The organism is Bacillus sp. AR2-1 (assembly GCF_008368755.1).
Lineage (GTDB): Bacteria > Bacillota > Bacilli > Bacillales > Bacillaceae_G > Bacillus_A > Bacillus_A wiedmannii.
In genome coordinates, this window is the sequence record NZ_QORY01000007.1 from 1 (window position 1) to 18,757 (window position 18,757).

An 18,757-nucleotide genomic window follows, 5' to 3' on the forward strand; every position below is an offset into this window, starting at 1 on the left:
CTTCCTTATGTTAACATCTTCGTTTTTCGATGTCAACTAAGTTTTTCAATTTCTTTTTTGTCGTTTTCTGCGTTTCCGCATCAGCGACGGTTATTAATATATCATGGTGAAAATCGAAATGCAACACCTTTTATAAACTTTTTTTTAGATCACCCTAATTTCTTTGTTAATATCATATACTTAAACGAAATATCTCTTTCATGTATAAATAATTCCTACATATATTCTATATAAAGTCACTCTATCAAAAGCGTTTCTTTCTATAATAAATGTTTTATTCATATACTATATCATACAAGGAGGAATATATATGGACTATGCCGATTTATTAATCAAACTAGGTCTCTCGGCTATTTTAGGGTTCGCTATCGGTTTAGAGCGCGAATTAAAACGAAAACCACTTGGTTTAAAAACTTGTTTAGTTATTTCTATCATTAGTTGCCTCCTGACGATTGTTTCTATTAAAGCGGCTTACAATTTACCACATACCGATCATATGAATATGGATCCACTTCGACTTGCCGCTCAAATTGTATCAGGAATCGGTTTTTTAGGTGCCGGTGTTATTTTACGAAGAGGAAACGATAGCATTGCAGGACTAACGACTGCTGCTATGATTTGGGGTGCTTCTGGTATTGGTATTGCTGTTGGGGCTGGATTCTATATCGAAGCAATTTTCGGAATGTGTTTCCTTATGATTAGCGTTGAACTTATACCATTAGCAATGAAATTTGTAGGACCGAGATCATTTCGTCAACGTGATATCGCAGTAAAACTTGTCGTGCGAAATATGGACAATATCCCAATTGTAATTGAAGAAATAAAAGAAATGGATATAAAAGTTAAGAATATGAAGCTCAAAACATTGGAGAATGGCTCTCACTATTTACATTTGAAATTATCTATCGATCAAAAAAGGCATACCGCTGATGTTTACTACGCCCTCCAGCATCTTGAAAGTGTCCAACAAACTGAATTAGAAAGTATGTAATGTAAAACAAACTCTCTTTTAAATTAGAGAGTTTTTCTTTTTTCTATAATGGTAACAATGAATGTAGTCCTGCAAAGTAAGGAGGAATAAGAGTTTGAAATCCCGTCCAAATTTAGTAGATACATTTCGTGATTCCATTATTTTTCGTTTAGTTTGCTTTATTGTTTTACTTACTGCTTTTTCTGGCTTCCTTATACATAGATTAGAGCCATCGCACTTCACCACATGGTTTGATGGAGTTTGGTGGTCAATCGTTACCATTTTCACCGTTGGCTATGGTGACTTTGCCCCGCATACACTAATAGGCAAACTTATCGGTATGGGTATTATTTTATTTGGAACCGGTTTTTGTTCTTATTATATGGTTCTGTTCGCCACTGATATGATTAATAAACAATATATGAAAATTAAAGGAGAAGAAGCCGCTACCTCTAACGGTCATATGATTATCGTGGGTTGGAATGAACGGGCAAAACATGTTGTAAAACAAATGCACATCTTACAACCGAACCTTGATATCGTTTTAATTGATGAAACACTTTCTTTACTTCCAAAACCATTTCATCATTTAGAATTTATAAAGGGTTGCCCGCATCACGATCAAACTTTATTAAAAGCTAACATTACAACGGCTCACACTATATTAATAACAGCTGATAAAGAAAAAAATGAAAGCTTAGCAGATACACAGTCCATTTTAAATATTTTAACTGCGAAAGGTCTCAATCCAAACATTCACTGCATCGCCGAACTTCTTACTTCTGAACAAATACAAAATGCAACTAGAGCTGGTGTATCAGAAATTATAGAAGGAAATAAATTAACGAGCTACGTATTTACCGCTTCTCTTTTATTCCCTTCCATTTCAGGCGTACTATTCTCACTTTACGATGAAATCTCTGATAACAAATTACAACTGATGGAGCTTTATCCTTCCTGCACTGGACAAACTTTTGCAAATTGTAGCTATACTCTTTTAAAGCAAAATATTCTCTTACTAGGTATAAAACGCGACGAACAATATATGATTAATCCAGTCCATTCCTTTGTTCTCATTGAAAGCGACATACTCATTGTTATTCACCATTAAGAAAATGTTTTTCTAGTTCCTGCATGAGCACTTTCCCAATATTGATATATTTTCTTTTCACATCTCCATCTGGATCTTTCGGCTCAGCAAATTGATCCATTCCACTCGTTCCAGCCGTTAAAGTATTTACGTGATCATCTAGTTCGTCTTGATATACGTGCGAAAGAATATACGGCGTTTCCAGACGGACTATTACACCAGGCACATCTAATTCGCCATTCACTGCTGTAAATGGCACTCGTAAAAATTGATAGCCATCTTCTTCATCGATTTTGTAATCAAAGCATCCTTTATCGTAATCCCAATTGCCACCAATGTTATACCCAAGTGGCTTCATTATCTCTTCTAACTTATATAACGCATATGTACGTCCTTCTAAATTTGATTGAATCGGAATCAAGCCCATCCCTCCTAGACTTTTTCTTTAGCATACCCACTCTAGTTTGAATATACCGATGGACTTTTCGATAAAATAATAAAAAGCGACCGCACTCTAGTTTGAATATACCGATGGACTTTTCGATAAAATAATAAAAAGCGACCGGATTCCGGTCGCTTTTTATTATTTTAAACGCTCTTCTAATTCTGCTTTTAACTTTTCAAATCCTGGTTTACCAAGTAAAGCAAACATGTTTTTCTTGTATGCTTCTACTCCTGGTTGGTCGAATGGATTTACGCCTAATAAGTAGCCGCTCATCGCACATGCTTTTTCGAAGAAGTATACAAGGTAACCGAATGTGTACTCATTTAATTCAGGGATATTTACGATTAAGTTTGGTACGCCACCATCGCTATGTGCAAGTAATGTACCTTCGTATGCTTTCGTGTTTACGAAGTCTACAGTTTCACCAGCAAGGTAGTTTAATCCATCTAAATCGTTTTCTTCTGATTCAATTGTTAGTTCATGTGTAGATTTACCTACTTTCAGAACTGTTTCGAATAAGTCACGACGACCTTCTTGAACGTATTGACCTAATGAGTGTAAGTCAGTTGAGAAGTTTGCTGAAGATGGGAAAATACCTTTTTGATCTTTCCCTTCACTTTCACCAAATAACTGTTTCCACCATTCAGAGAAGTATTGAAGTGCCGGCTCATAGTTAACAAGCATTTCAATTGTTTTTCCTTTATTGTATAAAGCGTTACGAACTACTGCGTATTGGTAAGCTGGGTTTTCTTCTAGTTCTGATGCACCGAAGTCATCATGACCAGCAGCTGCACCTTTCATCATCTCTTCAATATTTAAGCCACTTACTGCGATTGGTAATAAACCAACTGGCGTTAATACAGAGAAACGTCCTCCAACATCATCTGGAATAACGAATGTTTCGTAACCTTCGTTATCAGCTAATGTTTTTAATGCACCACGTGCTTTATCTGTCGTTGCATAAATACGTTTGCGAGCTTCTGCTTTTCCATACTTTTCTTCTAATAACTTACGGAAAATACGGAATGCTAGTGCCGGCTCTGTTGTTGTACCTGATTTGGAAATAACGTTAATAGAGAAGTCTTTACCTTCTAATACGTCCATTAAATCTTTCATGTAAGTGGAGCTAATGTTTTGTCCAACAAATAGCACTTGTGGAGTTTTACGTTGTTCTTTAGATAGCGTGTTGTAGAAAGAATGGTTTAACATTTCGATTGCTGCACGTGCTCCTAGGTAAGAACCACCGATACCTACAACAAGTAAAATGTCAGAGTCATTTTTAATTTTTTCTGCGCATTTTTGAATGCGAGCAAATTCTTCTTTGTCATATTGAAGCGGAAGGTCTACCCACCCAAGGAAATCGTTCCCAGCTCCAGTTTTTTCGTGGATTGCATGATGTGTTACTTTCACTGCATCACGTAAATAAGTGATTTCATGTTCACCGATGAAGGATAACGCTTTAGAATAGTCGAACGTTACATGTGTACTCATCTTTTTCCCTCCAATAATGTATATGTATTTCTGTATTCACTTTAGCGAAACTGAAGTTGTAAATCAAGCGATTCAACCATTGTAAACGTAACCAATATATATTTTTTAGAAAAAGTTCATTTTTTGCATAAAAATTCGCATTTTTCGGTATAGATGTATATACATCCTTTTTCTTATATTTTTTATGTATAAAAACAACATAACTACACCATTCTATAAAGGAGTTAATTAACTCATCGCTTGTTCACGCTTCACAATTAAGGGGGGCTTTTTCATGAGTACTCTGCAACGTATCGCATTAGTCTTTACTGTAATTGGCGCCGTGAACTGGGGACTAATCGGGTTCTTCCAGTTTGACTTAGTGGCAGCCATTTTCGGTGGACAAAATTCAGCTCTTTCCCGTATTATTTACGGCATCGTCGGTATTTCTGGGCTTATCAATCTTGGTTTACTCTTTAAACCATCAGAAAATCTTGGCACTCACCCAGAAACGAACGAAATCCACTAGTCAGTATGTCTTTATTTCACCTCCGACATACGAATATGATTGCATGCAATCATATTTGCAAATATATATCATAAGACAAAGTAAAAGAGGAACGCTCATATGCGCTCCTCTTTTACTTTGTTAACTCGGACTCTTCAATCCATTCGGTTAGCTTTTCTCGCAGCGTATTAAATCCGTTCTCAGATGGATTCGGTATAAGGATCCGCCCTTGTTTTCTTCTCGCCGCTTTTAACGATAAACTCATTTTTCTGTGTTCTTCATCAATTGAAAGTACTTTTACTTCTACTGTATCGCCGACTTTTAAAAAGTCATGAATATCCTTTACATATCCATTTGTAATTTCAGATATATGCACAAGCCCTTGTGTTTCTGCATCTAACGCTACAAATGCTCCGTAATCTTGAATCCCAGTCACTTTCCCTGTTACAACCACTCCAGTTGTATATTGTTCTGACATATGAAACACTCCCATACGTTACCATTTTCTCTACAATTGTAGATAGTAAAGCAGATGATTTATTGTTAAATATCCGATTAGTTAGTACGTACCCTAAGTAAAGCTACTCAGGATATGCATACCTTATATTAGTAAATTATACCACTATGACAGAACTCATTCAAAATTAACGAAAAATTTCCTAGAGTACGTATAATTTTCTAATATTGGGATAGAATACTAACACATGGCTTTCTAGTATTCCCCCCCTTTTATGGACAAAACGTATTATGTTTTGTCCTTTTTTTATTTTCTATAAACCGTTCCATTCTCTTCATTGCTTCCATAAGTTGTTCAAGCGATGTTGCATACGAGCAACGAATAAATCCTTCACCACTTTCGCCAAATACACTTCCAGGTACAACAGCCACCTTTTCTTCTAATAATAACTGTTCTGCAAATTCTGCCGAAGATAGTCCAGTTGAAGAAATAGAAGGAAAGACATAAAATGCTCCGCCCGGCACATGACACGTTAAACCCATTTCATTAAACGATGTCGTCATAAAATTACGGCGTTTCTTATAACTATCTCTCATCCGAATTACTTCATCATTCCCCGCGCGTAACGCTTCGAGTGCTGCGAACTGAGACATTGTCGGTGCACACATCATGGAATATTGATGAATTTTAAGCATTAATTCCGAAAATTGAACAGGAGCTGCAATCATACCGAGGCGCCATCCTGTCATCGCAAACCCTTTTGAAAATCCCGAAATTAAAATTGTATGCTCGCGCATATTTTTAATACTCGCGAAACTTGTATATACTTCGTCGTATACAAGCTCTGCATAAATTTCATCAGATAATACGATTAAATTGTACTTCTCAACAATCACTGCTATTTCTTCAAGCTCGGATTTATTTAACATTGCACCTGTTGGGTTATTTGGTGAACAAAGCAAAATTGCCTTTGTTTTCGCTGTAATAGCTGCTTCAATTTGTTCTGGTTGTACTTTAAACTCGTTTTCTAAAGTCGTTGCCACAGGAACCGGAACTCCTCCAGCTAATGTCACAAGCGGTGCATAAGAAACGAAGCTTGGTTCAATAATGAGTACTTCATCATCAGGATTTATAATGGCGCGCATCGCTACATCTAACGCCTGACTCGCTCCAACTGTAACAATGATTTCATCGTTCGGATCATAAGATACTGCAAATTGTTTTTTTAGATACTTTGCTATTTCTTGGCGCAGTTCCAATAATCCTGCATTTGCTGTATATGACGTATATCCTTGTTCTAAAGAACGGATGCATGCTTGCCTTACATTCCAAGGTGTAACAAAGTCAGGCTCTCCTACTCCAAGAGAAATAACACCTTTCATATTTGCTGCTAAATCGAAAAACTTTCGAATACCAGATGGTTGTAAAGATTCTGCCGTTCTAGATAGTTCAAATTGCTTCATGGTGTCACCACAATGCGCTTATCATCATCGTTTTTTTCGTAAATAATTCCCTCATGTTTATACTTTTTCAAAATGAAATGCGTTGTTGTAGAAACGACAGATTCAATTGTTGCTAATTTCTCAGAAACAAACATCGCGACTTCTCCCATTGTCTTTCCTTCTAATGTAATAGAAAGATCGTATGTCCCTGACATTAAATACACAGATTTCACTTCTGAATAACGATAAATTTGTTCAGCAACCGCATCGAACCCAACGCCGCGCTTTGGCGTAACTTTCACATCGATCATCGCCGTTAAACCTGTATGTTCTTTTACCTTCGTCCAATCGATATGTGTTACATAATCAACAATAATCTTTTCCGCTTCTAATTTTTCAACCATCTTCTTTACTTCTTCTACTTCTATATTTAACAGCTTCGCTAATGTATCTACAGATAATCGACTACTTTTTTCAAGACAAGCTAATAATTCTAATTCTTTTTCTGTCACCATATAAATCATCCTTCCTTTTCGTTTGTGTCTAAATTATACAAATACCCCTTCCAGTTTGAAAAGAAGATTTTTTTAGTGAATTATGTCAAAATAAAGTGAAACTTTAATCAGCGGAATGCTTCACCCCGCTGATTATTAGCCCGCACCAATCGGGCTTTTACGAGCAGTTAATCTCCCACCTCACTTCTTTGCCTCAGCCGTCTTTTTAGGTGGGAGTCTTACTGCTCGTTAAAGCGGGGTAAAGTGAAACTTTAATCAGCGGGAAAATGCGTGATAAAGCGAAAGGGGATGGAACCGTGAAACCAAAAGTTTATATTGCTGAACCAGTTCCAACATTTGTAGAAAACTATTTATCAGAACACTGTGATTATGAAAAATGGGAGCAAAATGAGAAGGTACCTCGTGATGTCCTATTGGAGAAAATACAAAATAAAGATGGCTTATTAAATTTCGGATCTGCTATTAATGAAGAATTATTAAATGTAGCTCCTAACTTAAAAGTAGTGAGCAACATTTCTGTCGGTTACGATAATTTTGATTTACAAGCGATGGAAAAGCGCAATGTCATTGGAACGAATACACCATATGTATTAGATGATACAGTAGCGGACCTTGTTTTCGCTCTTATGTTATCTGCTGGTCGCCGCGTCTGCGAACTCGACTCCTACGTGAAAAATGGTGAATGGAACGCCGAAATCGGAAAAGAGCACTTCGGGCTGGATGTACACCATAGTACAATCGGTATTATCGGAATGGGACGAATTGGAGAAGCCGTTGCAAAACGGGCGAAATTCGGATTTGATATGAATGTTCTGTATTATAACCGTCGCCGTAAAGAAGAAGCTGAACAAAAATTCGATGCTACATATTGTGATTTACAGACGTTACTCAAACAATCTGATTTTATTGTTCTTCTTACTCCATTAACAGATGAAACGTATCATCTTATCGGAGAAAAGGAATTTCCATTAATGAAAGAAACAGCAATCTTCATTAATGCCTCTCGCGGAAAAACAGTAGATGAAGAAGCGTTAATACATGCGTTAACAGAAAAGAAAATCTTTGCAGCAGGCATTGACACTTTTACACAAGAGCCGATTCAAAAAGATAATCCGCTCTTATCATTACAAAATGTTGTGACTTTACCACACATCGGATCTGCAACATTAAAAACTAGGCAGCAAATGGCTATGACAGCCGCTGAAAATTTAGTTGCAGGGTTACAAGGAAAAACACCGCCTAATATTGTTCGTGGATAATGATGAATAAGCAAAAGGCAAGATGACATCGTCATCTTGCCTTTTTTTGTTAACATATTTTTTTCTGCCTTGGAGATGATATGAACAAAAATCAATGGAGTGACAAAAAATGAATCACGAATATACTTGTCCTTATTTCACTTTTTCCACTCGCGGCACTACTATTCATTACGAATTGTATGAACATGACAACAAAACGGAACGTCCTACTTTCGTACTCGTTCACGGCTTTTTATCTTCCTCATTCAGTTACCGCCGCCTCATTCCTTTATTATCGAAAGCAGGAACAGTACTAGCTCTTGATTTGCCACCGTTCGGAAAAAGTGATAAGTCTCATCTCTTTAAGTATTCTTATCATAATTTAGCAACGGTTATTATCGATTTAATTGAACATTTATCTCTCTCAAATATTGTGTTAGTTGGGCATTCTATGGGTGGACAAATTTCTCTCTATGTAAACCGTATACGCCCTGAATTAATCTCAAAGACAATTTTACTATGCAGCTCTAGCTATTTAGCACGCGCAACCTTACCTTTACTGTACTCTTCTTATTTACCGTTCTTTCATTTATACGTAAAGAACTGGATTATACGGCGCGGGATTGTTCATAACTTAATGAATGTCGTTCATGATCACTCATTAATTGACGATGAAATGAAGGAAGGTTACTCCGCTCCTTTTTATGACAACCGTATATTCCCTGCTTTAACTCGTATGATAAGAGACCGTGAAGGTGATTTATCTTCAAATGAATTACAAAAAATCGAAACACCTACACTACTCATTTGGGGTGAAAAAGATCGTGTCGTCCCTGTACATGTAGGTCATCGGCTACACAAAGATTTACCAAATTCTAAATTTATTTCTTACGAAAACACAGGACATTTACTACCTGAAGAAAAGCCTGAACTTGTTTATGAAGAAATTATCGCTTTTTCTGCACAATAATACAAAAGGCTGTCGGAAATTCCGACAGCCTACAATGAACAACTTCCGCCTTCTTTTATTACAAGTAATTCCACAGCTAACTTCTCACATTTTCCAAGCGCAGGTACTTCCTCAAAAGACATAAAGTATATATGTTGAATCTTTTTTGCGATGTATTTTGGATCGTCGAACACACTTACGACGTTCACAACATCGCTCGCTTCTGTTTCATAAAACTCCGGTCCCATTTGAAACGGATCCCAATTCTTCACAACCTCTATCATCTTTTCATATGTACCCATTCGCTTCCCGCCTTTTCACTTTTTAATGCTTTTCTTTATCCTATCACATCAGCTATTCTATAAGAAGAGAGAGAACTTTCATAACTTAACGGTTTACAGAAGAAGGGGGCAAACTTATGCAACTATTTCATAAAACAGTCAATCGACGTGGAACTCATAGTACGAAATGGGATACGTATAAAAACGAAGAACTTCTCCATGCTTGGATTGCTGATATGGATTTTGAAGTACCACAACCAATTCAGACTGCTTTAAAGAAACGTATCGAGCATCCTATTTTCGGCTATACACTTCCTCCCGAAAATATTGGAGATATTATTTGTAACTGGACAAAAAAACAGTACAACTGGGATATTCAAAAAGATTGGATTGTCTTTAGCGCGGGAATCGTTCCAGCTCTTAGTGCGAGCATACAGGCCTTCACAAAGGAAGACGAATCCGTTCTCGTACAACCACCTATTTATCCCCCATTTTTCGAAATGGTCACAACAAACAACAGACGATTATGCGTGAGTCCTTTACAGAAACAAAATGATACATATACGATAGACTTCGATCATTTAGAAAAGCAATTTCAACAAGGCGTCAAACTCATGCTTCTTTGTAGTCCTCACAATCCAATCGGGCGTGTTTGGTCAAAAGAGGAACTTACACAACTTGGCACGTTATGTACAAAATATAATGTAATCGTTGTCGCGGATGAAATTCATTCCGATATTATTTACGGAGATCATACGCATACACCGTTCGCTTCCTTATCTGAAGAATTAGCAGCGCGCACGATTACTTGTATGGCTCCGAGTAAAACATTTAATATCGCTGGATTACAGGCATCGATTATTATCATTCCAAACGAAAAACTCCGTCAAACCTTTATATCTATCCAATATAGACAAGGTTTCCACGGATTAAATACATTTGCCTATACAGCGATGCAAAGTGCCTTTACAGAATGTAATGATTGGCTACATGAAATTCGATTATATATAGAAGATAACGCTCAATTCGCTTGTAAATATATTAAAAATCACATACCCGCTCTTTCTGTAACGAAACCAGAAGGTAGCTTTTTATTATGGATCGATTGCTCCCGCCTACAGCTTTCTCAAAATGAACGCACTGCATTACTTGAGGAAAAAGGGAAAATCATCGTTGAACCTGGTGAGAAATACGGATTAGGCGGCGAAGAACATATTCGAATTAACATCGGCTGTCCAAGATCTGTTTTAGAAGAAATTTTAAATAGACTGCGCCATACGTTTTCAGAATAAGAAAGGAGGTAATTCGGGAAAACCTCCTTTATCAATATCTTTTCAAATACGTTTCACAAAAAAAGCTACCATGCACGGTAGCTTTTACTTTTTCTTCATATCCGACGCTTTTTTTACAATGACACCACAAGCAATTCGATCACCGGATTTACCTGTTGGTTGTGTCATACCATCATCAGCGTTTTCTGTAATAATAATAGACGCTCCATCTTTTCTATGAATCGTTGTTTTCCCTTCTTCAAGCGTTATGTGCGGCGCATCGATTTCTGCTTTAATCTTTCCAGAACCGTCTGCAATTACGTTCGGTAAATCACCGTTTTCTGCACCCTTCGGATTAAGAAGTCCATGCTTTTTATTATCAGGATTAAAATGATTACCAGATGATTCAAAACGTGGTGCTTTACACTCACCAATTTCGTGTACATGCAGTCCGTGCGCGCCTGGTGCGAAACCTTCCCCTTTAATCGTAATTTTCACTCCGCTTGTTTGCTGCACTACTTTCGCAGTCCCCACTTCATCGCCTGAAGCATTATGTAATTTCACGTCAATTTCTTTCGGCTTCCCTTGGTCACAACCTGCCATCAGAAATAATAAACAACAACTTAAAAAAAGCCGTTTTTTCATTCTATTCCCTCCAAAATATATTCTGCCCTTAGATTGTCCGAGCATAGAGGGAAACATACAAAAATGAGTTACTGTTTCTTTTCCGCTAAAAGTTTTTCTTCAACTTTCTGTAATCGCTCCGCTTCGCGTTTTGATACACGAATGAACATACGCCACGTAGCAACGGCACCAATGATAAATAGAACGCAAACAATCCCTGGAATAATATATTCTGTTTTATCTTCCGGAAAATATAAAGGCATCATACGGAACACTCCTTATTATAGGATTCTAAAAACATCAGAATTTTCTGTTATATAATATAAAATTATAGTGGAACCTATCCATATTCTCAAGGGGGCATTCCGAAAGCGAATGATTTCTTTGACTCCTTCGCACACTTTCCTTACTATAAACTTGAGGTGAAAAATATGAGAGAAACATTTGAAATTGGTGAAATCGTTACTGGTATTTATAAAACTGGCAAATACATCGGCGAAGTTACAAATAGCCGTCCTGGCAGTTACGTCGTAAAAGTGTTAGCTGTTTTAAAACATCCGGTGCAAGGTGACTTACATAATGTAAAACAAGCTGACGTACCATTTTTCCATGAAAGACGTGCTTTAGCTTTCCGTGAACAGACGAACATTCCAGAGCAAATGGTGAAGAAATATGAAGGAGAAATTCCAGAGTATACAGAGTCACTCAAATTAGCATTGGAAACTCAAATGGATTCATTTTCTGAAGATGATTCACCTTTTGCGGTTCGTAGTCTAGAAACATTAGAGCAGTTAAAAAAAGACTACAAACTTTAAAAAAACAAAACGACCAAATTACATACTATGCAATTTGGTCGTTACTGTGTACTCACTTTCTTTAATACTTTTGAAAAATCAACGAGTTCTCCCAATGTTGGAGGTGCTGGTTTCACTAAATACTCTTTATCTTTTTCTACTAATTTAAAAATATTATACGTCGTCATCGCATCATCTAGCGCACAATGATGCTTACCCGTCCCTGCTTTTCCATATGCCTCAATTGCTTTCCACAATCCTGTTTGATTTCTCTCCCCAAAAAACTTCTTATACTCAAGTGATAAATCACGACACTGTCCTAAGAACGGAAAGTCTACTCTTGCCATTTCACAATTATGCTTCAACACTTTCATATCCATATTTCCCCACGTAACAATGGTTGGTTTACATCTCCTTTCATATTCTGCAAGTTTTTCAACGAGTTCTGGAAACGAAATTCCTTTATCTACGACTTCTTGTTTAATTCCTAAAAATTTCTTACATCGATCCGTTAAAGAAGGAAAAGTTTTCGGCCTAACATGAGCTGAATACGTGTCTTCTACCTTACAGCCAACAACCGAAACGAGTCCTACTTCAATGATTTCCGGGAAAAATCCTTTTGGTTTTTTTCTGTGCTGGGGCATCGTAAACTCAAAATCCAAAAATAAAAATCGTTGTTCATCCATACGATCCCTTCCTTATCATCTTTGTCATTCCTTTCTATTTGACACTCCTACACGAACAAGCTCGAATGCTAATTCCATTTTAAATATTCAGATTGGATGTATCTTATATATATGTCAAATGCCCACAAATATTTTTAAAAATAAGAAAAAATGACCGATGCAGAAAATATGACAAAATAAGCCCTTTCATTTACATCCCCCTTTTTTCTACTTTATAATGACGTTATGTGTGTTTCATCTAGTTAATTTTTTGACACACTAAGAAAAGTGAATGAAAGGAGATGAGAGTTTTGCACGAAACAACGCAAGAGCTCGCAAACTGGCAGTATTATTTTGCTATCGCAGTCTTTTTAATTACATATGCCATTATTATTTCAGAAAAAATTAATCGCGCTGTCATCGCACTTCTTGGTGCAGCACTCATGGTAATTATGGGGGTCGTTGATTTACACAACGCCTTTACGAAACATATTGAATGGGGGACGATTACGCTACTCATCGGTATGATGATTCTGGTGAACATTACAAGTAAATCGGGTGTCTTCCAATACGTTGCCATTAAAGCAGCAAAAGGGGCGCAAGGAAATCCAATTAAAATTTTAATTTCACTTTCCTTACTTACTGCGCTTGGTTCCGCATTTTTAGATAACGTTACAACTGTACTTCTTGTTGTTCCAGTTACTTTATCTATTACGCGCATACTGAAAGTAAATCCTGTTCCTTATTTACTTTCTGAAATTATTTTTTCAAACATTGGAGGAACAGCAACATTAATTGGTGATCCACCTAACATTATGATTGGTTCTGCAAATAAGCATTTAGATTTCAATGCGTTCTTATTCAACTTAGCACCTATCGTAATCATTATTATTGCTGTTACAGCGACAATACTTTACTTCATGTATCGTAAACAATTAATTGCTGATCCTGTACAAATTAAAAAATTAATGAGTTTAGATGAAAAACAATACATTAAAGATCCAGTATTAATGAAAAAATCTTTAACCGTACTTGGACTTACAATCGTAGGTTTCATGACTCATTCGATCTTCCATGTTGATGCAGCTATCATCGCTTTAACTGGTGCTACTGTACTTATGCTAATCGGTGTGAAAGAACATGAAATTGAAGAGGTATTCGCAAGTGTAGAGTGGGTAACAATCTTCTTCTTCGCAGGACTATTCGTACTTGTTGGAGGACTTATTGATATCGGCCTTATCAAAATGTTAGCTCAAAAAGTAATTGGAATAACAGGTGGAGATGTTTCTTACGCATCTATCCTTATTTTATGGGTATCTGGTATCGCCTCTGCGACAATTGATAACATTCCATTCGTTGCAACAATGATCCCACTTATTAACGATATGGCAGTTGGGCTAGGTTTATCACCTTCTGACGCACAAATCGACGTATTATGGTGGGCATTAGCATTAGGTGCTTGTCTAGGTGGAAACGGAACATTAATCGGAGCTTCTGCTAACGTAATTGTTGCAGGTATCGCAAGTCGTGAGGGCCATAAATTTAGCTACATGGAATTCCTTAAAGTCGGCTTCCCAATTATGATCGTTTCATTAATCATTTCTCATATTTATATTTATTTACGCTACCTTATGTAGTAGAAAAAGGGCTGTCACATGTGACAGCCCTTTTTTCTTGGTCAACGAAATATCTATTAACCAACAAAGAGCTGTTCCAAAATATATTCGAAACAGCTCCCCACATATATCTACTCGTTATACCTTACCGGCTCATTCCGAATAATGAACAAGTGAATCGGTAAGAAAACCGAAAATGTGATTGTATGAATAATCGTAAACAATATAGAATTCGTTCCGTATCTATCTAAAATTGCGTAGATAAGATAAATAGACAGCACAATCGATACAGCTGTTGCTAATAAATATAGAATTGGTACGAAGTTAAAAATGAAACACGCGACATATATGCCGAATACTTTCCATCCTGCTTCTTCTTTTAAGAAATCCGGTAATTTGTCTTTTGCTAAATCACCCCATATCTTACTATTTAAAAAAGGAATAAACGCAAGAGCACCATCCGTTGCACCATCATTTTTCGCCATCGTATACAGTGCAAAAGCCGTTAATAAATACGCAATAATTGCCCAAATCAATACAACAAGAATAAACGCAAAACTAAGAGCAAAGAAACCTGCTAGTACGCCTTGATCTTCCATCTTATCCTCTCCTCTCTACTCTCAACATATTTCATTACTTTACAAGTTATGTTTTAAAATTTATCCAAACTCTCTGTATAATAATAGGAGCGAGATAATAAGAGAGGAGAACGCACTTATGCATCCATTTGTACAAGCATTACAAGAGCATTTCACAGCCCATAAAAATCCTGAAAAAGCAGAACCGATGGCACGTTATATGAAAAATCACTTCCCATTTCTCGGTATTCAAACACCTGAAAGAAGACAACTATTGAAAGACGTCATCCAAATACATACTCTCCCAGATCAAAAAGATTTCCAAGTTATCGTACGTGAGCTTTGGGATTTACCAGAACGTGAATTTCAAGCGGCCGCACTCGATATTATGCAAAAATATAAAAAGCATATAAACGAAACTCATATCCCGTTTTTAGAAGAACTCATTGTAACAAAATCTTGGTGGGATTCTGTTGATAGCATCGTCCCTACATTTTTAGGGAATATCTTTTTAAAACATCCAGAATTAATTTCTGCCTATATTCCAAAATGGATTGCATCAGATAACATATGGTTACAACGCGCCGCTATTTTGTTCCAGCTAAAATACAAACAAAAGATGGATGAAGAACTTCTTTTCTGGATTATTGGACAACTACATTCTTCAAAAGAATTTTTCATTCAAAAAGCGATTGGCTGGATCCTTCGCGAGTATGCAAAAACGAAGCCCGATGTCGTTTGGGAATACGTGCAAAATAACGAGCTTGCTCCCCTTAGTAAACGTGAAGCAATTAAGTACATTAAACAAAATTACGGAATAAATAACGAAAAAATAGGCGAGACTCTATCATAGATAGACGCGTTCCTCTATTGAGATTTAAAAAAGAACGTGTTAGAATATGTTCATTATTATTAATATAAGTAGCGATGAAGGACTTATAAGTACTTGCACAAAAAGCGATTCAGGGATAGTGAAAGCCTGATGCCGCAAGGAAACGGCAGTCCCGAGCAATACGTGATAAAGTGGATGCACCTGTTGTGTATCAACTAGGGTGGAACCGCGGGCAAACGCTCGTCCCTAGGCAATTAAGCCTTGGGATGAGCGTTTTTTTATGTTTTTCAAAGCATATACTGCTCGTTTCATAAGTACCTGAGCACGTCATCGCCAATACGTTAACTTTCAAAAGGAGGATTTTATTATGTATTCAATGGAACAAGTTGTAAACTTAGCGAAACATCGCGGTTTTGTTTTCCCTGGTTCTGAAATTTACGGTGGTCTTGCAAACACTTGGGATTACGGTCCACTTGGAATCGAATTAAAAAATAACGTTAAAAAAGCTTGGTGGAAAAAATTCATTCAAGAATCTCCATACAACGTTGGTTTAGACGCAGCTATTTTAATGAACCCAAAAACTTGGATCGCTTCTGGTCACGTTGGTAACTTCAACGATCCAATGATCGACTGTAAAAAATGTAAAGCGCGTCACCGTGCTGACAAATTAATTGAAGATGCATTAGATGCAAAAGGCATCGAAATGGTTGTTGATGGTCTTACTTTCGACCAAATGGCTGACTTAATGAAAGAACATGAAGTAAAATGTCCTGATTGCGGTAGTGAAGAGTTCACTGAAATCCGTCAGTTCAACTTAATGTTCAAAACATTCCAAGGTGTTACAGAGTCTAGCACGAACGAAATCTTCCTTCGTCCTGAAACAGCACAAGGTATTTTCGTAAACTTTAAAAACGTACAACGCTCTATGCGTAAAAAACTTCCATTTGGTATTGGCCAAATCGGTAAGAGCTTCCGTAACGAAATCACGCCTGGTAACTTCACATTCCGTACACGTGAATTCGAACAAATGGAACTTGAATTCTTCTGTAAGCCTGGTGAAGATTTAGAGTGGTTCGCATTCTGGCGTGAAACTTGTAAGAACTGGTTACTTTCACTTGGTATGACTGAAGAAAGCATGCGTCTTCGTGACCACGGTGAAGAGGAATTATCTCATTACAGTAACGCAACAACTGATATTGAATTTAGATTCCCATTCGGTTGGGGCGAACTATGGGGCGTAGCATCTCGTACAGACTTCGATTTAAAACGTCACATGGAACACTCTAATGAAGACTTTAACTATATCGATCCACAAACGAATGAGCGTTACGTACCGTACTGCATCGAGCCATCTTTAGGTGCTGACCGTGTAACATTAGCATTCTTATGTGATGCATATGAAGAAGAGCAATTAGAAAACGATTCTCGTACAGTTCTTCGTTTCCACCCTGCTTTAGCACCATACAAAGCAGCTATCTTACCATTATCTAAAAAGCTATCTGAAGGTGCTACTGAAGTATTCGCAGAACTAGCTAAAGACTTCATGGTAGACTTTGACGAAACTGGTTCTATCGGTAAACGTTACCGTCGTCAAGACGAAATCGGTACACCATTCTGTATCACTTACGACTTCGACTCAGTTGAAGACAAAGCTGTTACAGTACGTGACCGTGACACAATGGAACAAGTTCGTATGCCTATTAGCGAGCTAAAAGGTTTCTTAGAGAAGAAAATCCAGTTCTAATTATAAAAAAGAGGCGCTCTATTGAGCCGCCTCTTTTTACTTTTCACGTTTTTCTTTAATTGCTACTGTACATCTTGATATACATAGTAAATCATCATTCTCATCAATAATACGTACATCCCAAACCATCGTTGAATGTCCTCTATGTATCGGTGTTCCGATCGCTGTTACAATCCCATCTTTCTTTGAGCGAATGTGATTTGCATTAATTTCTAGACCGAAACAAATACATTTCTCTTGATCAATTAAATTGTATGAACCAACACTTGCTACTGTTTCCGCTAATGCAAGAGATGCACCGCCGTGTAAAAAACCAAACGGCTGATGCGTACGCTCATCAACAGGCATCGTAGCAACCACCTTATCTTCTGTCATCTCTAACAACTCAATTCCAAGTGAATCCATTAAAGTTTTTCCCATATCGTTTCCTCCTTCTCTTACTTTAATTGAATGTATAATTTTACCTATTTATTTTCAAACTACTTATAACACTTATATAAGGAGGTTTCACCTAAATGAAACAGAAATTTTGTATATTACTGCTTATGTTCTCCTTGCTGACTATTGTACCAAATTGTGCACTAGCAGCCAAAGCATCCAACCTGACAATCGATGTTCAGACTGTAACACAAAAAGGTAAGAAACCTTATATAGAATATCAAATTAACAGACCTTCGTTTCACAATTTTTCCGATTCTAAATTTCAAAATAAGCTCAATTTCTATTACAAAAAATCTACTGACAAATTTAAAACAAAATTAGAAAAAGACGCAAAAAAATATTATAAAGAAACAGAAGGATCTAGTACACCTTTTCATCCGTACGTGGCGAATGTTGATTATAAAGTCTCCCTAAATAAACCACCGTTGCTCAGCCTATATGTGAATTACTATCAATATACAGGCGGAGCACACGGTCTTTATAAGTGGAAGGCAAACACATTTGATTTAAAAGAAAAAAAGTTACTACACTTAGACGATCTATTTCAACCAGAAGATAAATATAAAGAAATAATCCGTGCTGAGATTGTAAGACAAATTAAACAAAATGAAAGTATTTATTTTCCCGATGCAACTGAAAAGGTCATGAGCACGAAAAAGTTCCACTTCTTTTTAGAACCGGACAATCTCGTCATTTATTTCCCTTTATATGAGATTGCTCCTTATTCAAGCGGAATCCCTCAATTTCGTATTCCGTATACGTTGCTAAGAGAGTATTTGAAGCCTTCTTATCAAAATATTTTGATTGACAACAAGTAAATATTTTCG

At 36.9% G+C, this 18,757-nt stretch carries 22 protein-coding genes; 11 read left to right on the plus strand and 11 right to left on the minus strand.

The window, feature by feature from the left end; genetic code table 11:
- Positions 1–310 precede the first annotated feature (310 nt).
- Positions 311–991, plus strand: a complete 681-nt coding sequence (locus DT250_RS06725; RefSeq protein WP_000384160.1) for an MgtC/SapB family protein — start codon at positions 311–313, stop codon at positions 989–991.
- A gap of 94 nt (positions 992–1,085) precedes the next feature.
- Positions 1,086–2,081: a potassium channel family protein gene (locus DT250_RS06730; protein ID WP_087986054.1), complete on the plus strand. Its 996-nt coding sequence runs from the start codon at positions 1,086–1,088 to the stop codon at positions 2,079–2,081.
- Here DT250_RS06730 and DT250_RS06735 read toward each other — a convergent pair.
- Both DT250_RS06735 and DT250_RS06740 read right to left on the minus strand, forming a co-directional pair.
- Positions 2,068–2,481 carry a YugN-like family protein gene (locus DT250_RS06735; RefSeq protein WP_137014476.1) on the minus strand — a complete coding sequence of 138 codons (414 nt, stop codon included), beginning with the start codon at positions 2,479–2,481 and terminating at the stop codon, positions 2,068–2,070. The two genes, DT250_RS06730 and DT250_RS06735, sit on opposite strands and share 14 nt — an antisense overlap.
- Positions 2,482–2,643: 162 nt before the next feature.
- Entirely contained in the window at positions 2,644–3,996 is a 1,353-nt protein-coding gene (locus DT250_RS06740) for a glucose-6-phosphate isomerase (protein WP_048542213.1), read from the minus strand.
- A 274-nt stretch (positions 3,997–4,270) separates the two neighbouring features.
- Between DT250_RS06740 and DT250_RS06750 the strand changes: the two genes are divergently transcribed.
- Positions 4,271–4,504 (plus strand): DUF378 domain-containing protein, encoded by a 234-nt coding sequence (locus tag DT250_RS06750; RefSeq protein ID WP_048542215.1) that lies wholly within the window; start codon positions 4,271–4,273, stop codon positions 4,502–4,504.
- A gap of 112 nt (positions 4,505–4,616) precedes the next feature.
- Here DT250_RS06750 and yugI read toward each other — a convergent pair whose 3' ends face one another.
- The 3 genes from yugI to DT250_RS06765 form a co-directional block, all read right to left on the minus strand.
- On the minus strand, positions 4,617–4,961 hold the full coding sequence (gene yugI / locus DT250_RS06755) for a S1 domain-containing post-transcriptional regulator GSP13 (RefSeq protein WP_000003769.1): 345 nt from the start codon (positions 4,959–4,961) through the stop codon (positions 4,617–4,619).
- 251 nt (positions 4,962–5,212) lie between these two features.
- Entirely contained in the window at positions 5,213–6,403 is a 1,191-nt protein-coding gene (locus DT250_RS06760; protein ID WP_087982765.1) for an aminotransferase, read from the minus strand.
- Entirely contained in the window at positions 6,400–6,897 is a 498-nt protein-coding gene (locus tag DT250_RS06765; protein ID WP_000255701.1) for an Lrp/AsnC family transcriptional regulator, read from the minus strand. Before DT250_RS06765 ends, DT250_RS06760 begins: the two co-directional genes overlap by 4 nt.
- A gap of 266 nt (positions 6,898–7,163) precedes the next feature.
- On the opposite strand from DT250_RS06765, the gene DT250_RS06770 reads away from it, so the two are divergent.
- Together DT250_RS06770 and DT250_RS06775 are read left to right on the plus strand one after the other, a co-directional pair.
- Positions 7,164–8,156, plus strand: coding sequence for a 2-hydroxyacid dehydrogenase (locus DT250_RS06770; protein ID WP_149212838.1), 993 nt, complete (start codon positions 7,164–7,166; stop codon positions 8,154–8,156).
- A 109-nt stretch (positions 8,157–8,265) separates the two neighbouring features.
- Positions 8,266–9,105 carry an alpha/beta fold hydrolase gene (locus tag DT250_RS06775; RefSeq protein ID WP_088064697.1) on the plus strand — a complete coding sequence of 280 codons (840 nt, stop codon included), beginning with the start codon at positions 8,266–8,268 and terminating at the stop codon, positions 9,103–9,105.
- 29 nt (positions 9,106–9,134) lie between these two features.
- Here the strand turns inward: DT250_RS06775 and DT250_RS06780 are convergent, their stop codons facing one another.
- Positions 9,135–9,386 (minus strand): YugE family protein, encoded by a 252-nt coding sequence (locus DT250_RS06780; RefSeq protein ID WP_000537643.1) that lies wholly within the window; start codon positions 9,384–9,386, stop codon positions 9,135–9,137.
- Between the two features lie 116 nt (positions 9,387–9,502).
- Between DT250_RS06780 and DT250_RS06785 the strand changes: the two genes are divergently transcribed.
- The gene (locus tag DT250_RS06785) at positions 9,503–10,657 is read left to right on the plus strand and encodes a MalY/PatB family protein (protein ID WP_149212839.1); all 1,155 of its coding nucleotides are present in this window, start codon (positions 9,503–9,505) and stop codon (positions 10,655–10,657) included.
- Positions 10,658–10,741: 84 nt separating this feature from the next.
- Here DT250_RS06785 and sodC read toward each other — a convergent pair whose 3' ends face one another.
- Together sodC and DT250_RS31620 are read right to left on the minus strand one after the other, a co-directional pair.
- On the minus strand, positions 10,742–11,281 hold the full coding sequence (gene sodC / locus DT250_RS06790) for a superoxide dismutase [Cu-Zn] (protein WP_000746533.1): 540 nt from the start codon (positions 11,279–11,281) through the stop codon (positions 10,742–10,744).
- A 68-nt stretch (positions 11,282–11,349) separates the two neighbouring features.
- The gene (locus DT250_RS31620) at positions 11,350–11,526 is read right to left on the minus strand and encodes a hypothetical protein (protein ID WP_000982763.1); all 177 of its coding nucleotides are present in this window, start codon (positions 11,524–11,526) and stop codon (positions 11,350–11,352) included.
- Positions 11,527–11,691: 165 nt separating this feature from the next.
- Here DT250_RS31620 and kapB point away from each other — a divergent pair, with 165 nt between their 5' ends.
- A complete protein-coding gene (kapB, locus tag DT250_RS06795) occupies positions 11,692–12,075 on the plus strand; it encodes a kinase-associated lipoprotein KapB (RefSeq protein WP_088064699.1) in 384 nt (127 codons plus the stop codon).
- A 41-nt stretch (positions 12,076–12,116) separates the two neighbouring features.
- Here the strand turns inward: kapB and kapD are convergent, their stop codons facing one another.
- Entirely contained in the window at positions 12,117–12,740 is a 624-nt protein-coding gene (gene kapD, locus DT250_RS06800; RefSeq protein WP_000344365.1) for a 3'-5' exonuclease KapD, read from the minus strand.
- Between the two features lie 290 nt (positions 12,741–13,030).
- Between kapD and DT250_RS06805 the strand changes: the two genes are divergently transcribed.
- A complete protein-coding gene (locus DT250_RS06805; RefSeq protein ID WP_137011545.1) occupies positions 13,031–14,356 on the plus strand; it encodes an ArsB/NhaD family transporter in 1,326 nt (441 codons plus the stop codon).
- 110 nt (positions 14,357–14,466) lie between these two features.
- Here the strand turns inward: DT250_RS06805 and DT250_RS06810 are convergent, their stop codons facing one another.
- A complete protein-coding gene (locus DT250_RS06810; protein ID WP_000390066.1) occupies positions 14,467–14,934 on the minus strand; it encodes a hypothetical protein in 468 nt (155 codons plus the stop codon).
- A 118-nt stretch (positions 14,935–15,052) separates the two neighbouring features.
- Here DT250_RS06810 and DT250_RS06815 point away from each other — a divergent pair, with 118 nt between their 5' ends.
- Together DT250_RS06815 and DT250_RS06820 are read left to right on the plus strand one after the other, a co-directional pair.
- Positions 15,053–15,766 (plus strand): DNA alkylation repair protein, encoded by a 714-nt coding sequence (locus DT250_RS06815; protein ID WP_149212840.1) that lies wholly within the window; start codon positions 15,053–15,055, stop codon positions 15,764–15,766.
- Between the two features lie 346 nt (positions 15,767–16,112).
- Positions 16,113–17,489, plus strand: coding sequence for a glycine--tRNA ligase (locus tag DT250_RS06820; protein ID WP_000287155.1), 1,377 nt, complete (start codon positions 16,113–16,115; stop codon positions 17,487–17,489).
- A 36-nt stretch (positions 17,490–17,525) separates the two neighbouring features.
- On the opposite strand, the gene DT250_RS06825 is transcribed toward DT250_RS06820, so the two are convergent.
- Positions 17,526–17,909 carry a hotdog fold thioesterase gene (locus tag DT250_RS06825; protein WP_000520763.1) on the minus strand — a complete coding sequence of 128 codons (384 nt, stop codon included), beginning with the start codon at positions 17,907–17,909 and terminating at the stop codon, positions 17,526–17,528.
- A 95-nt stretch (positions 17,910–18,004) separates the two neighbouring features.
- On the opposite strand from DT250_RS06825, the gene DT250_RS06830 reads away from it, so the two are divergent.
- Positions 18,005–18,748: a DUF3298 and DUF4163 domain-containing protein gene (locus DT250_RS06830; RefSeq protein WP_087986046.1), complete on the plus strand. Its 744-nt coding sequence runs from the start codon at positions 18,005–18,007 to the stop codon at positions 18,746–18,748.
- The last annotated feature ends 9 nt before the right edge of the window (positions 18,749–18,757 follow it).

What these genes read in the sequence shown, in the direction of transcription:
- DT250_RS06770 (WP_149212838.1), top strand. Translation starts at nt 7,164, where the DNA reads ATGCGTGATAAAGCGAAAGGGGATGGAACCGTGAAACCAAAAGTTTAT.
- DT250_RS06780 (WP_000537643.1), bottom strand. Translation starts at nt 9,386, where the DNA reads ATGGGTACATATGAAAAGATGATAGAGGTTGTGAAGAATTGGGATCCG.
- DT250_RS06820 (WP_000287155.1), top strand. Translation starts at nt 16,113, where the DNA reads ATGTATTCAATGGAACAAGTTGTAAACTTAGCGAAACATCGCGGTTTT.
- DT250_RS06725 (WP_000384160.1), top strand. Translation starts at nt 311, where the DNA reads ATGGACTATGCCGATTTATTAATCAAACTAGGTCTCTCGGCTATTTTA.
- DT250_RS06750 (WP_048542215.1), top strand. Translation starts at nt 4,271, where the DNA reads ATGAGTACTCTGCAACGTATCGCATTAGTCTTTACTGTAATTGGCGCC.
- sodC (WP_000746533.1), bottom strand. Translation starts at nt 11,281, where the DNA reads ATGAAAAAACGGCTTTTTTTAAGTTGTTGTTTATTATTTCTGATGGCA.
- DT250_RS06815 (WP_149212840.1), top strand. Translation starts at nt 15,053, where the DNA reads ATGCATCCATTTGTACAAGCATTACAAGAGCATTTCACAGCCCATAAA.
- kapB (WP_088064699.1), top strand. Translation starts at nt 11,692, where the DNA reads ATGAGAGAAACATTTGAAATTGGTGAAATCGTTACTGGTATTTATAAA.
- DT250_RS31620 (WP_000982763.1), bottom strand. Translation starts at nt 11,526, where the DNA reads ATGATGCCTTTATATTTTCCGGAAGATAAAACAGAATATATTATTCCA.
- kapD (WP_000344365.1), bottom strand. Translation starts at nt 12,740, where the DNA reads ATGGATGAACAACGATTTTTATTTTTGGATTTTGAGTTTACGATGCCC.
- DT250_RS06785 (WP_149212839.1), top strand. Translation starts at nt 9,503, where the DNA reads ATGCAACTATTTCATAAAACAGTCAATCGACGTGGAACTCATAGTACG.
- DT250_RS06740 (WP_048542213.1), bottom strand. Translation starts at nt 3,996, where the DNA reads ATGAGTACACATGTAACGTTCGACTATTCTAAAGCGTTATCCTTCATC.
- DT250_RS06765 (WP_000255701.1), bottom strand. Translation starts at nt 6,897, where the DNA reads ATGGTGACAGAAAAAGAATTAGAATTATTAGCTTGTCTTGAAAAAAGT.
- DT250_RS06830 (WP_087986046.1), top strand. Translation starts at nt 18,005, where the DNA reads ATGAAACAGAAATTTTGTATATTACTGCTTATGTTCTCCTTGCTGACT.
- DT250_RS06760 (WP_087982765.1), bottom strand. Translation starts at nt 6,403, where the DNA reads ATGAAGCAATTTGAACTATCTAGAACGGCAGAATCTTTACAACCATCT.
- DT250_RS06775 (WP_088064697.1), top strand. Translation starts at nt 8,266, where the DNA reads ATGAATCACGAATATACTTGTCCTTATTTCACTTTTTCCACTCGCGGC.
- DT250_RS06810 (WP_000390066.1), bottom strand. Translation starts at nt 14,934, where the DNA reads ATGGAAGATCAAGGCGTACTAGCAGGTTTCTTTGCTCTTAGTTTTGCG.
- DT250_RS06825 (WP_000520763.1), bottom strand. Translation starts at nt 17,909, where the DNA reads ATGGGAAAAACTTTAATGGATTCACTTGGAATTGAGTTGTTAGAGATG.
- yugI (WP_000003769.1), bottom strand. Translation starts at nt 4,961, where the DNA reads ATGTCAGAACAATATACAACTGGAGTGGTTGTAACAGGGAAAGTGACT.